Genomic DNA, 12,710 nt, shown 5'->3' with positions numbered 1-12,710 from the left:
CGCTTCATGCGTTCGGTGAGTTTTTTGATGACCGGAGTAATTGTTCGATTGCCTCTGGAGAAGCAGGTCTTGCATACAGGTAACCTTGGAATGAATCACACGCGGTAGACTTTAAATGCTGAAGCATCTCTTCGTCTTCGACCCCTTCGGCCACGACGTGAAGGTTTAAACTCTTCCCGAGATGGACGATGACGTCTAGCAAGTGAGATTTAGATGTCATCCAATCGTCGAGAAATACTTTATCAATCTTAAGTTCGTCGACTGGGAATGACTTTAAATACTGCAAGGACGAGAAGCCCGTTCCAAAATCGTCAATCGACAGACGGTAATTCAGTCGCTTGATTTGCTCCATGCGCTCAATGATTTCATCGGTTTGTTGCATGACTAAGCTTTCCGTAATTTCTAAAATGACATCTGATGTGTCGAGTTGGAGTTGTTGCTTGATGTTTCGAAGCGTATTCAAGAAACTGTCGCTCCGGAACTGGTTTGGTGAAATGTTAATCGCCATCGAGAGTGGTTGTTCAAATTCAGTTTTCCATGTCTTTAACTGTTTCGTCGCCTCTAAAATGACCCAGTTGTTGATCGGGACGATAAGCGCCATCTCTTCTGCGAGTGGAATGAACTCGGAAGGCGGGATTTGTCCCAATTCTTCGTGATGCCAGCGAAGGAGCGCTTCAAAACCGATGAGACGGTCTGTCGCCAACTCATACTTCGGCTGATACTCGAGATAAAAATGTTTTTCTTCTAACGCACGGTATAAGGCTTTCTCGATATGAATTTGTCTTGAGAATGCGGCATCCATATCTTTTGTCACGAATTGAATCGTGCCAACTCCAATCTGTTTTCCTTTGAAGAGGGCACTTTCGGCGCGCGTATACAGTTCCTCGAGCGAACTCGCAGAAGATGGATAAAACACACAGCCGACTGAAATCGATACCATGATTGAGTGATGGTAGATTCGGAATGGGCGTTGCAATTCGTGTTGCAGATGACGGAGTGATTGGAACACTTCTTCTTTAGATTCTTCAAAATACATGACACCGAATAGTCCGCCCGTCGGATGGAACAATAAAGCAGATTCCGGGATGAGGTGGATTGCGCGCTCCTTGATTTGGACGAGGAGCTCATTCCCGACGCGAGATCCGAACGATTCGTTTATGATTTTGAAGCGATCGATATCGAATAAAGCGATGTGGAGAAGTCCTTCTCGCTCATCGATTTGTTGAAGGATTGAATCGTATTGACGTAAGAATCCTTTTTTATTGTAGAGTCCTGTTAATTCGTTTTGATAAGCAAGGAATCGAACTTCTTTTTCGAGACGTTTCTTTTCTGAAACATCGAATCCAAACGCCGTATACTGAATCACATCATTTTTTTCACTAACAATCGGCACGACGGTCAAATTAAGCCAACAAGGCTCATCATCATGCTCTTTGCAAGAAATCGGCATTTCTCCGTTCCAGATGCGATTCGTCGCCAAGGACTTTAAGACATCACGTGAAACCCTGCTCTGGTCACTTTCGTCATGAATGAGTTCGAACCAATCTCGTCCGATTAGTTGCTGCTCCGTTGCATCGAGTAAACGACATAAGGATGGATTGATATCGACGATTTCCCCTTTTGCGTTCGTTGCCAAGTAATGGGTCGATTGCTTGATCATTTCTTGAAAATGATGAAGTAAATTGAATTGTTCTGTGCTAATGAGAGGTCCGAATCCTTTTGGCAGGAAGGCGAGAAAGTAGCCGTATATCCCTTCGAGCGAAAAAGATTGCAAGTATGCGGTCGCATAAATGACGGAGCCATCTTTATGTTGAAAAGGCGTCATCGCCGTCGTCGAAAATGGATATTGAAGGAGGAGCGGTGTCCATGTCTCCAAAGCATGTCCTAACTGCCGAACGACAGGAAGTGGTTGATGGAGGACTTCTTCACGTTCCCACCCGAACAATACTTCGGCATGTGTATTCCATAACAGAACCGTACCATCTTGAGAAATATAACAACACGGTACAGACAAAGCATCGATGAATTGATCTACCGATAAATCACGCAATGAAGCCACATCATTTCCTCCAATCTGTCATGCTCAATGCATATTCTAATGTCAGTGTACCTGATTTTGCCAATTCAAGAAATGGTTAAGTACGTCATTGTCAAAAGAAAGGCGGACATCATATACTGTAAGGGTAAGATAGTTTTGAATAAGGGGGAAGCAATATGTCAAAAACACATGATGTGATTGAGCTGACAGAAAAATTCGGGGCACACAACTATCATCCACTACCGATTGTTATTTCGGAGGCGAAAGGGATTTGGGTAACCGATCCTGAGGGGAATCGCTACATGGATATGTTAAGTGCATACTCTGCAGTCAACCAGGGACACTGCCATCCGAAAATCATTCAAGCGCTCAAAGATCAGGCAGATAAGATTACGTTGACGTCACGTGCCTTCTACAACGATCAACTCGGACGCTTTTACGACAAAGTGGTAACGCTTACAAAAAAACAAATGGTGTTGCCGATGAACACGGGCGCAGAAGCCGTAGAGACAGCGGTAAAAACAGCCCGTCGTTGGGCGTATGAAGTAAAAGGGATTCCAGGTCAGGCCGAAATTATCGTCTGCACCGGAAACTTCCATGGACGTACGATGGCTGCTGTGTCGATGTCGACTGAAGCAGAGTACCAACGTGGGTTCGGACCATTATTACCAGGATTCAAAGTCGTACCATATGGCGATATCGATGCGTTTGAAGCGGCAATCACAGAGAATACAGCAGCGTTCATCGTGGAACCGATTCAAGGTGAGGCAGGAATCATCATTCCACCAGAAGGTTACTTGAAACGTGCATCTGAACTCTGTCAACAACACAACGTCCTATTCGTGGCTGATGAGATTCAGTCTGGGCTTGGTCGTTCAGGAAAATGGTTTGCCATCGAGTGGGAAGATGTCACACCGGATATGTACATTCTCGGAAAAGCGCTTGGAGGCGGTGTCTTCCCAATTTCATGCGTTGCCGCGGATCAAGAAATTCTTTCTGTGTTTAATCCAGGATCACACGGCTCGACATTTGGTGGAAACCCGCTCGCTTCTGCGGTCTCAGTCGCAGCGCTCGAAGTGTTGGAAGAAGAGAAACTTGTCGAGCGTTCGTTAGAGTTAGGGACGTATTTCATGGAACGTTTGAAATCAATCGATAATCCGATGATTCGCGACGTCCGTGGACGCGGATTATTCATCGGCATCGAATTGACCGAAGCGGCTCGTCCATATTGTGAGGCACTTAAAGAACGTGGACTTCTCTGCAAGGAAACGCATGAGACAGTCATTCGATTGGCTCCACCTCTCGTCATCACGAAAGAAGAACTCGATCAAGCGTTTGAAGCAATCGAAGCAGTTCTTGCTCCGGCAGCTATTTCGTAAACAGCGACAGCTTGGTATAATAGCCTCAGTTGAATGGACACCTGCATGTTGCAGGTGTCTTTTTCGTGGAGGAGGGCATGAGATGCTGTACGTATACGTTGGGTTAGCAGGTGCAGTTGGAGCGTTGGCACGGTACGGACTTGGATTACTAGTCGCTTCTTTCGGAACGAGCCCGTTTCCAGTCGCGACACTGTTCATCAATTTAATTGGAAGCTTTCTGTTAGGATGGCTGACGCATCGATTCCTTCAAAGGGGAAAACCTTCTCCTCAAATCGTCACGATTATCGGAACCGGAATGATCGGGTCGTTTACCACGTTTTCCACGTTTAGTGTAGAAACGATTCAATTAGCTGAAAATGATCATATACTTCTCGCTGTTACATATGTATTCCTCAGCATCACACTCGGTTTATGGAGTTCCTGGTTTGGTTATCACATTGGAATAAAAACGTCGACAAGAGGTGAAGTGAAATGACGCTTCTTTGGGTTACAGCTGGCGCTTTCATCGGTGCGATTCTCCGCTTCGCAATCGGTCAGACCATGAAAAAATGGTCTGATTCAACTTTTCCGTGGGCGACGTTGTTCGTCAATATAACAGGGTCGTTTGGTCTCGGGTACTTGTACGCGCATACCGATCACCAATCGCTCATTCTCTTTTTAGGTATCGGATTTTTTGGTTCGTTTACGACGTTCTCGACCTTAAAACTTGAATTGATGCGGTTTGCGACAAAAGACTGGATTCGATTCGGTCTCTATTTGCTTGCGACCTATCTGTTCGGACTAATCGCGGCTTACATCGGTTGGTCGATGTAATAACACAACACCCCTTCAATCGAAGGGGTGTTGTGTTATTCTGCGTGTTGAAGCTTTTCTGTGCATGAAGCACAAGTCGTTTCGTATGACTCGCACTGTTCGTCCATATGTTTTCCACATTCCTGACATGTCTTATCCGGTAATTTTTGATAAAACTCGACAGATGATTCGAGTCGGCTCGCCCATTCATTCATATGAAGATACCTCCTTCGGTAAATTGTCTGACAGTTTTGGTTGTTGTCATGATTGTATTATAACAGAAGTATATAAGTCAACTATAATATATAACAGATATATCAACGAATTTTTGCTACACTGTATACATAAAAGACGAGGTGAAAAATATGAAAGTGCCCCAATGTGAGACGATTGGGATCCAATCAGAAGACGTACCGACGCTACAAACTGCCTTGGCACAATTGGACGCCCCACGTGTCAGTCGATTGTTTAAAGCGTTCGCTGACCCGACTCGTTTGAAAGTACTGTATGTCCTGACGCTCGAACATGAACTTTGCGTTTGTGATGTTGCCGCCATCATCGGTCATTCGAATGCGACCGCATCCCATCACTTACGGACGTTACTCGAACAAGGGCTGGTGAAATATCGCAAAGAGGGGAAAGTCGTGTATTATTCATTAGACGACGAACATGTCAGACAACTTGTTGAAATTGCGCTGGCCCATAGCGAAGAACAGAAAGATGTTTGAATTCAATGACCGGATCCTTTTAGGGTTCGGTCATTTTTTCTATTGTCATGAATTTCATTTCGCGTTACGATATATTCAAATGAACGTTTGAATGTTAGGGGGAGTGGAATGAAAAATCGAGACGTGTTACCTGTGTCTGGAATCACCTGCACGAACTGTGCGGCAAAAATTGAGCGAGATGTCACGAAACGCGAAGAAGTGGCATCTTGCCAAATTGATTTCGCAACGAGCCGAATGGTGATTGAATGGATTGATGTTTCTGAACGCAAAGCAATGCTCGAGTCAATCGAGCAGACAATGAAACGAATCGAACCGGGTGCGAAGTTTATCAAAACAGAGGAAGATCAAACCGAACAACGAGATACGGTCCTTTGGCGATTCCTTGCGGCTGCCCTCATATTTTCGATTGCCCTTTGGATGGATTCCATTCCAGGTTACATCGTAGCGTATGGGCTGGCTGGATATGATGTCGTATATGGTGCCGTCCGAAATGTATGGCACAGGGAATGGTTTGACGAAAAATTCTTAATGACCATCGCGACCATCGGAGCATTCGCGATTGCCGAATATCCGGAAGCCGTAGCGGTCATGTTGTTTTATCAACTTGGAGAATACGTGCAAGGGCGTGCGGTGCGCGCTTCGCGGAAGTCGATACAATCTTTGTTAAATATGAGACCAACGCTCGCTCGTGTACTAATTGGTGAGGAAGAAGTCGAGCGATTGCCAGAAGATGTAGTAAGCGGTTCACACCTAATTGTCCGTGCCGGAGAACTCGTTCCGATGGATGGGGTTGTATTCAGTGGTGCGAGTTCACTCGATACAGCTTCATTGACAGGTGAGGCGGTTCCTCGTCAAGTGAGAGCAGGTGAAGAGGTGTTGGCGGGGATGATCAATTTGGAAGGACGACTCGTCATCCGGACGACGAAGCTCGCCGCCGAATCGAGCCTTCAAAAGATGATTGCCCTCGTAGAAGAGGCGAACGGGAAAAAGGCGAAGACAGAACAGATGATTACCCGATTGGCGAAAGTCTATACACCTTTCGTTGTCGTTATGGCGACACTCGTCGCATTTGTCCCACCGCTATTTGTGGGAGACTTGTCAGAGTGGGTCTACCGTGCGCTCATTTTCCTCGTCATCAGTTGTCCGTGTGCGCTCGTCATTTCGATTCCATTAGGTTATTTCGGTGGGATTGGAGCGGGCTCTAAACAAGGTGTTCTTGTAAAAGGTGGAGAATATTTAGACACGTTAACAGAAGTGGACACTGTCGTCTTTGATAAGACAGGAACATTAACAACAGGACGGTTTGAAGTGACGAACGTTGTAACAACAGAAGGGGTGCACGCTGAAGAATTGTTGCACCTTGCCGCTCGCGTCGAACGAGCATCGAATCATCCGCTCGCGCGAGCCATCGTCAATCGAGTCGGAGACGTTCAGCCGTTCGAATCGATTCAAGAAGAGCCCGGATATGGTCTCCATGCCCATGATGGCGATGATCATATTTACGTGGGTAGCGCCCGGTATATGAGGTATTTAGGTCAAACGATTGAGGATACATCGATTGGGACAAGTGTTCACGTGATGAAAAACAATCGTTGGCTAGGACGAATCGAATTAATGGATACGGTGAAGCCGGATGCGTATCCTGCAATCCAAGCGTTGAAGGATGCCGGATACCGGACGGTGATGTTATCGGGAGACCGATGCGAAGTCGCTACAACAATCGGCGAACGACTCGGACTAGATGAGGTACGAGGCGAATTGCTTCCGCACGAAAAAGTAGAAGCGATTGAACAGATGACCTCCTCCCAAAAAGTTGCATTTGTCGGAGATGGAATGAACGATGCGGCAGCGTTAGCACGAGCCGATGTCGGGCTTGTTATGGGGGGAGTCGGAAGTGATACAGCGGTCACGGCAGCGGATGTTGTCTTGATGCATGACGACCCGAACGATGTGGTCCGAGCCATCGAGATCGGGAAGCAGACAAAACGTGTCGTCTGGCAAAATATCTTCTTAGCGTTCGGGACGAAAGCGCTTGTGTTGATTTTAGGATTATTCGGAATTGCTACGATGTGGGAAGCTGTCTTCGCGGACGTCGGTGTGGCACTGCTTGCCATCGCGAATGCGACGAGATTATTACGAATGACATCATCATGACAAAAGGAGTGTTTCAGCATCAGTCTGAAACACTCCTTTCTCTATTCGATTGTTTCATGTTCAGGTTTAATGCGCACCAGTAAAAAGGTAAGGATGACGATGATCGCAATCAATAAGAACGTGATGGTGAACAGTACTTGAGTTAAGAATGAGACTTGATTTTCTGCAGCGATCAACTCTTTCTGGATATCTTTATACTGCATCTGCTTGAGCGACCGTAAGTCCTCTAGGATGGTCTGACGTTGCTGTGTCATCGTCTCGGCTACTGCAGTGGCTTTCGTCAGGTCGCCTTCTTCATAGATGACGAGTACACGATCGGCTTCTTTTTCCCATATGGCATCTCGCTCGAGTAAATCGAGGACGGAACTCGGTGTGTCCAGGTCATCGATGACGGACTGTTTCAATGCCCTGGCTTGTCGAGACATGCTATAGTACATTTCTAAAAAGTGTCGGTCTTCGTAGGCGAGTAAACCACGGATGGCGTTTGCTCGCTCAACGTTATAATACATGATATCTTCAATCGCCTCGTAAGAGCCGAGTTGTTCATCTTGTATGATTTCGAGCCGCTCATTCGTCTCTCTCAATTGAAAAATAAAAATACCGATGATCGAGATGGATAGCACGGATAGGCTGATCCATAGTAAAATCCACTTTCGTTGTGACATCGTGACCCTCCTTTCTACTCCATCGTACATGATTTTGGAAAAGTCGACAGAAAATATTTTTTTGAAAAAGGAAAAAACGGGTAAATGTATAATCAATTAGTGTAAGAACTTTATACAACAGAAGACCATTAGAAGCTTAAGGAGAGTCAATATGTCAGAGAATTCATTGTTACACAAGTTGTACCAGGTGTTACAAGATCAGCGAACGAATCTTACTTATGAGATTCCGAGTCTGTGGAATCGTATGCATTTTCCTTCTGAACCGATTCGTGACGGGGTCGAGCGTGTAAATCCGTATGATTTTTTAGTAGAAACAATAGAGAAAGCGATTCTTCCATATGCGGTAGAAAATCGAGAATATCAGACGTCCATCGCGAGTGCAGATGGTCATTTACAGACGGGTGGCGATTGGATTAAGCGTGCCTCTGTCTATTCGATGCAAGTTCGTACATCGACTTCTTGGGATCACGATGGATCGGGTTATGTGGAGATGCAGAACTCACTAGGAATGAAAGACACGGGCACATTTGTGAAAACGCTTGCGCTCATTCCACATCTCCTTTATATGGGGATTGATACATTATTCCTGTTACCGATTTCACAGCATAGTCATAAAAATAAGAAAGGTGAATTTGGCTCTCCTTATGCCGTTCAAGATTTCTTTGCCATTGATGAAGAGTTAAAGGAAACATTGACTGGCGATGCGATGACTGTCGAAGAAGAGTTTTCAGCATTTGTGGAAGCTTGTCACATGGTAGGGATTCGTGTCGTCATCGACGTCATTCCTCGGACATGTGCGCGAGACAATCGACTCATCCTTGAAAATCCGGAGTGGTTCTACTGGATTCCGCTAGCCGAAGTCGATTATTATCATCCACCATCTGTGCCAGGGATTGGAGAGAATGTAAAACCAGAATTTGCTTTCTTACCAATGGTGTACAACTCAGAAGATGTCTGGCAACACTTGAGACGGTTCTCGATGGCTCCGAACTTACTTGATGCTGAAAAATGGGAGCGAGTACGCGCTTTTTTGATCGATCATCCAGAAGAGAACGTCCTCGCGACGATTGAACGAGAGTTCGGATTGACGACAGCGCCTGCCTTTTCAGACTGTATCAACGATCCGCAACCGCCTTGGTCGGATGTGACTTACTTTCGTCTCTTCTTAGACCATCCGCTTGCGGCGGCTCCTTATGTGAACGATGCGAATATCGCTCCTTATATTCTGTTTGATTCAATCAAGTCCAATCAATTCCGGGGAAATGTGATCAACGAGCCACTTTGGGAAATGCTCGCCGATATCATTCCACACTATCAACGCGAATATGGCATTGATGGCGCACGCATCGACATGGGACATGCACTCCCTGTCGATTTGGCACAGCGCATTTTAGCAAAACCACGCTCACTCGACTCAAACTTTAGCTTTATCGCGGAAGAATTGATTGAAGCAGGAGCATGGGCGGCGAAAGATGCCGGTTATAACATGATCATCGGATATGGTTTTTATAAAGAACCTCGATTCGACACGCATGAAACCCATCAATTCTTATACGACTCACGCTTTTTACCACTTCCAGTATTCGCAGCAGGGGAAACGGCGGATACACGTCGACTGGCGACGCGAGAAGGGGGACGACAAGCAAGTCGATTGTTGACAGTCCTGAACGGTTTTATGCCGAATGGCGTCCCGATGACAAACTCTGGACTTGAATTATATGAAACGCAGCCGATGAATACCGGACTCGATTGCCGTCCTGAAGAAGCGTATCAACTCTTCCCGACTGACCCGTATTTCGGAAAACTCGCGTTCTTTGATGCGTATCAGTTCCATTGGGATCATCCGGAGCGAGATGAGATGATTGAAGTGATGCATCAAGTGGCAGAGATTCGTCGCCGTTGGCTTGATGTACTCGTTGATCCGAACCATTTTGAACCACTTATTTTAGACGAGCCATTTGCACCGTTTATCGGGTTCGCGTGGTTACGTCCGGAGACGAACGATACGTTGATCGTTGTAGCGAACACAAATATGTGGGAGTCGTTACGAGGCGTGGTTTCGCTTGATGGTGTACGTCGCCGAAATTGGAACGCTAGTCGCTTTGCAGAGATGGTCTACTCACCGACTTCGTGGCCATATGCGGAACATGCGTTTGATGAACAATGGAATCTCCATGTCGATTTAAAACCTGGTGAAGTCAAAGTGTATGAGATGAAATGAAAAAACGCCTTGAACCGATACATCATTCGGTTCAGGGCGTTGCGTGTTTCATGTAATAAATGACGAACTCATCAAGTGGCATCGGCTTTGCATAGCGATAGCCTTGCATGGAGTCACATCCGATTTTACGAAGGAACGTCTCTTGATATTCAGTTTCTACACCTTCGGCGACGAGCGCCATACCAAGTTGTCGTGCCATGGCGACGATGGTCGTCGTGACCATCTGATATTCACGGTTCTCTTCAAGTTGCATCGTGAATTCACGAGGGATTTTCAATTCATCGATTGGGTAACGAACGAGATAGGCAAGCGAACTATAACCTGTCCCAAAATCGTCAATCGAAAGTTTGATACCGAGCGACTTTAATTCTAAAATCCGATTCAAGACGCGATCGGAATGATGTGCGGCGACCGTTTCGGTCAATTCAAAATTGAGTCGGGATGGATCAATTGGGAATCGCTCGAACAACGTATTCAAGTAATCAATTAAATGCTCATCGAACAATTGCCGAACGGACAAGTTGACCGAAAGCTTCGGTAAATGAATATCCCCTTGTTCGAATACGTGAATCAGTTGGAACGTCTCATGAATCATCCAGCGACCTAAATCGTGGATATGACCGGTTTCTTCAGCAATCGGAATGAATTGACTCGGGGGAATGAACGTCCCGTTATGTTGCCAACGCATGAGCGCCTCCGCTCCAATCACTGCCTTCGTAGACGCATCGACTTGAGGTTGGAGGAAAAGTGAAATCTCTCCTTTTTCAAGTGCGGTATCAAGTCCTTCCATCAATACTTTCCGTTCTTCCTTGTCTTCCCGTAATTCTGGTTCGAACATGACGGTCTCGTCACGACCTTTGTCTTTTGCACGATACATGGCGAGATCGGCGTTCGAGAGCAGGTGTTTCAATTTCTTACCATGCTCTGGGAAGCGGACGATTCCAATCGAGGCATGCACTTCGACGAGTGTTCCAGCCATATAATAAGGTGGGCGATAGACGAGACGCCGTAAGCGTTCTGTCAACATTTCATCATCACCGTGCTCGGCGACGACAATAAATTCATCACCACCGAGACGTCCGGCATATTCGTTTGGAAGGAGTGCGGTCCGCAGTCGTTTTCCGATATGCTGCAGAAGCTCGTCTCCCATATGATGGCCAAACTGGTCGTTAATTTCTTTGAAGCCGTCTAAGTCAGAGAACATGAGCGTGAACGTGCGACCTTCTTCGATCAAACGTTCAATTTGCTCTTGTAGCGCGTAACGGTTGTGAAGCCCTGTCAGACTATCGAATTTGGCTTGGTATAAAATTTGTTCTTGCTGCTCGATCATTTGCGTGATGTCTTTCGCGATAGCGTAAATACCTTCGACTTCCCCGTCGATGATCATGGGAACATTGACGAGTTGCCAAACACGTGTCTCGCCTTCTTCGGTCATAATCCGTACATCAATCGTTCTCGGTCGACCGTTTGATAACTCTTGAAGAATAATCGTATACGGAGCACGGTCTTTCGATTCGATGATGTCGAGGATGTTTGACCCAAGTAACTTGTCCGTCGTCAATCCAAGAATCGAACTTCCTGCCTCATTGACCGACAACACTTCGCCGTGCAAATCGAATAAGAAAATTGGTTCTGAATGATAGGCGAAAAGCGAGCGGTATTGCTGTTCACGAATCTCGAGTTCATGCGCCTTTGTCGACACGGCCACTTCTAAATCTGTATTGACGGAATGAAGACGATGGCTGATGAGCGCGTTCTGTTTTGAGACGACGAACTGGCGAATGAGCAAGAGAAGCACGGCATTCGCAATCATTGAATCGGTTACAGACGTACCGAGAAGGCGGTCTGAAGCGAGTAAAAATAGCATGACGACGATACTGTACAGAATGTAATCCAAAATGGAATCGTAAGCAAGAGCGTCTTCCGATATATCCTCGACCCAATAACTGATAGAAATCATAAGAATGCTACTGACTTGAACGAGATGAACTAGTTCATGTGTGATGCCTGAAAACACAAAGAGCGTGTTCGCGATTGAGGCGACCGTGAAGCTTAAAATTCCGACGAGTACAAGGATCCGGAATTGCTGTCCAGCCGAGACGACGCGATTTAAATACAAGAAGGATAGCATCATGTACAGGCTGATCAGAAGCATCTGCTCTTCAAAGCCACTCAACTGAGATACGAGTGACACGTCTTGTGTGGAATAAAACCATATATGTAGTGCACCAATCACAAAGAAACTAAATAAGGCGAACAAGTCAAACGTACGTAATTTCAACGTGCGAATCTCAATGGATTGAGTAATGACAATCAGAGCCATGATTAAGTAAAAGAAATTTTGTAAAAACAAGAGGTATTGAGTATTCGCACCTGTCGAATCATAGTGCATTAGTAAATAAAGTGCGAAGCACACATTTCCCGCAGTAATCAAAACATGAATAAATCTTCTCATCCCTCTATGTTTAAAAATTGCTACTCCACTAAATAAGATGGCTGCTCCTGAAATGACGAGATAATAGATGAGCAACGTGCTGTTTCGCAGATCATGAGGGGTCAAAAATAACAATAAAAGTCCGGTCAAAAACGTTCCGATGAGAATCGCCGGAACGTATTGGCGCAACGAGTGAACTGACAACTCATGCACCTCCTTCTTTATATATAGGGGTCTCTTATTTATTATCGGAACAGGTGACCGAAGATTACACAAAAAAATCGACAACAATACGAGAT

The 12,710-nt window shown here is 45.8% G+C and carries 10 protein-coding genes; 6 read left to right on the top strand and 4 right to left on the bottom strand.

Annotation, left to right across the window (positions count from 1 at the left end; all coding sequences use genetic code 11):
- Positions 1-4: 4 nt before the first annotated feature.
- Entirely contained in the window at positions 5-2,059 is a 2,055-nt protein-coding gene (locus KNO92_RS12850; protein WP_214696817.1) for an EAL domain-containing protein, read from the bottom strand.
- A 155-nt stretch (positions 2,060-2,214) separates the two neighbouring features.
- Between KNO92_RS12850 and KNO92_RS12845 the strand changes: the two genes are divergently transcribed.
- The 3 genes from KNO92_RS12845 (at position 2,215) to KNO92_RS12835 (ending at position 4,230) form a co-directional block, all read left to right on the top strand.
- Complete coding sequence (locus KNO92_RS12845; protein WP_074032995.1) at positions 2,215-3,417, top strand: ornithine--oxo-acid transaminase; 1,203 nt, start codon at positions 2,215-2,217, stop codon at positions 3,415-3,417.
- Between the two features lie 82 nt (positions 3,418-3,499).
- A complete protein-coding gene (gene crcB / locus KNO92_RS12840; RefSeq protein ID WP_214696819.1) occupies positions 3,500-3,892 on the top strand; it encodes a fluoride efflux transporter CrcB in 393 nt (130 codons plus the stop codon).
- A complete protein-coding gene (locus tag KNO92_RS12835; protein ID WP_214696821.1) occupies positions 3,889-4,230 on the top strand; it encodes a fluoride efflux transporter FluC in 342 nt (113 codons plus the stop codon). The genes crcB and KNO92_RS12835 overlap by 4 nt, the downstream gene beginning before the upstream one ends.
- A gap of 35 nt (positions 4,231-4,265) precedes the next feature.
- On the opposite strand, the gene yhfH is transcribed toward KNO92_RS12835, so the two are convergent.
- Positions 4,266-4,424: a protein YhfH gene (yhfH, locus tag KNO92_RS12830; RefSeq protein WP_214696823.1), complete on the bottom strand. Its 159-nt coding sequence runs from the start codon at positions 4,422-4,424 to the stop codon at positions 4,266-4,268.
- A gap of 150 nt (positions 4,425-4,574) precedes the next feature.
- On the opposite strand from yhfH, the gene KNO92_RS12825 reads away from it, so the two are divergent.
- Both KNO92_RS12825 and KNO92_RS12820 read left to right on the top strand, forming a co-directional pair.
- Entirely contained in the window at positions 4,575-4,937 is a 363-nt protein-coding gene (locus KNO92_RS12825) for an ArsR/SmtB family transcription factor (protein WP_214761599.1), read from the top strand.
- A gap of 108 nt (positions 4,938-5,045) precedes the next feature.
- A complete protein-coding gene (locus KNO92_RS12820) occupies positions 5,046-7,091 on the top strand; it encodes a heavy metal translocating P-type ATPase (RefSeq protein ID WP_214761597.1) in 2,046 nt (681 codons plus the stop codon).
- 41 nt (positions 7,092-7,132) lie between these two features.
- On the opposite strand, the gene KNO92_RS12815 is transcribed toward KNO92_RS12820, so the two are convergent.
- The gene (locus tag KNO92_RS12815; RefSeq protein ID WP_214761595.1) at positions 7,133-7,756 is read right to left on the bottom strand and encodes a hypothetical protein; all 624 of its coding nucleotides are present in this window, start codon (positions 7,754-7,756) and stop codon (positions 7,133-7,135) included.
- Positions 7,757-7,907: 151 nt separating this feature from the next.
- Here KNO92_RS12815 and KNO92_RS12810 point away from each other — a divergent pair, with 151 nt between their 5' ends.
- Complete coding sequence (locus KNO92_RS12810) at positions 7,908-9,977, top strand: alpha-amylase family protein (protein ID WP_214761593.1); 2,070 nt, start codon at positions 7,908-7,910, stop codon at positions 9,975-9,977.
- Positions 9,978-10,008: 31 nt separating this feature from the next.
- Here the strand turns inward: KNO92_RS12810 and KNO92_RS12805 are convergent, their stop codons facing one another.
- Complete coding sequence (locus KNO92_RS12805; RefSeq protein ID WP_353047405.1) at positions 10,009-12,624, bottom strand: putative bifunctional diguanylate cyclase/phosphodiesterase; 2,616 nt, start codon at positions 12,622-12,624, stop codon at positions 10,009-10,011.
- Positions 12,625-12,710: the final 86 nt, after the last annotated feature.

Source organism: Exiguobacterium sp. s129 (assembly GCF_018617585.1).
In the GTDB taxonomy this organism is placed as follows: Bacteria; Bacillota; Bacilli; order Exiguobacteriales; family Exiguobacteriaceae; genus Exiguobacterium; species Exiguobacterium aestuarii_A.
This window is presented reverse-complemented; position numbering and strand designations above follow the sequence as displayed.

Coding starts and splice junctions, on each gene's coding strand:
- crcB (WP_214696819.1), top strand. CDS start 3,500: ATGCTGTACGTATACGTTGGGTTAGCAGGTGCAGTTGGAGCGTTGGCA.
- KNO92_RS12810 (WP_214761593.1), top strand. CDS start 7,908: ATGTCAGAGAATTCATTGTTACACAAGTTGTACCAGGTGTTACAAGAT.
- KNO92_RS12815 (WP_214761595.1), bottom strand. CDS start 7,756: ATGTCACAACGAAAGTGGATTTTACTATGGATCAGCCTATCCGTGCTA.
- KNO92_RS12820 (WP_214761597.1), top strand. CDS start 5,046: ATGAAAAATCGAGACGTGTTACCTGTGTCTGGAATCACCTGCACGAAC.
- KNO92_RS12825 (WP_214761599.1), top strand. CDS start 4,575: ATGAAAGTGCCCCAATGTGAGACGATTGGGATCCAATCAGAAGACGTA.
- yhfH (WP_214696823.1), bottom strand. CDS start 4,424: ATGAATGAATGGGCGAGCCGACTCGAATCATCTGTCGAGTTTTATCAA.
- KNO92_RS12835 (WP_214696821.1), top strand. CDS start 3,889: ATGACGCTTCTTTGGGTTACAGCTGGCGCTTTCATCGGTGCGATTCTC.
- KNO92_RS12845 (WP_074032995.1), top strand. CDS start 2,215: ATGTCAAAAACACATGATGTGATTGAGCTGACAGAAAAATTCGGGGCA.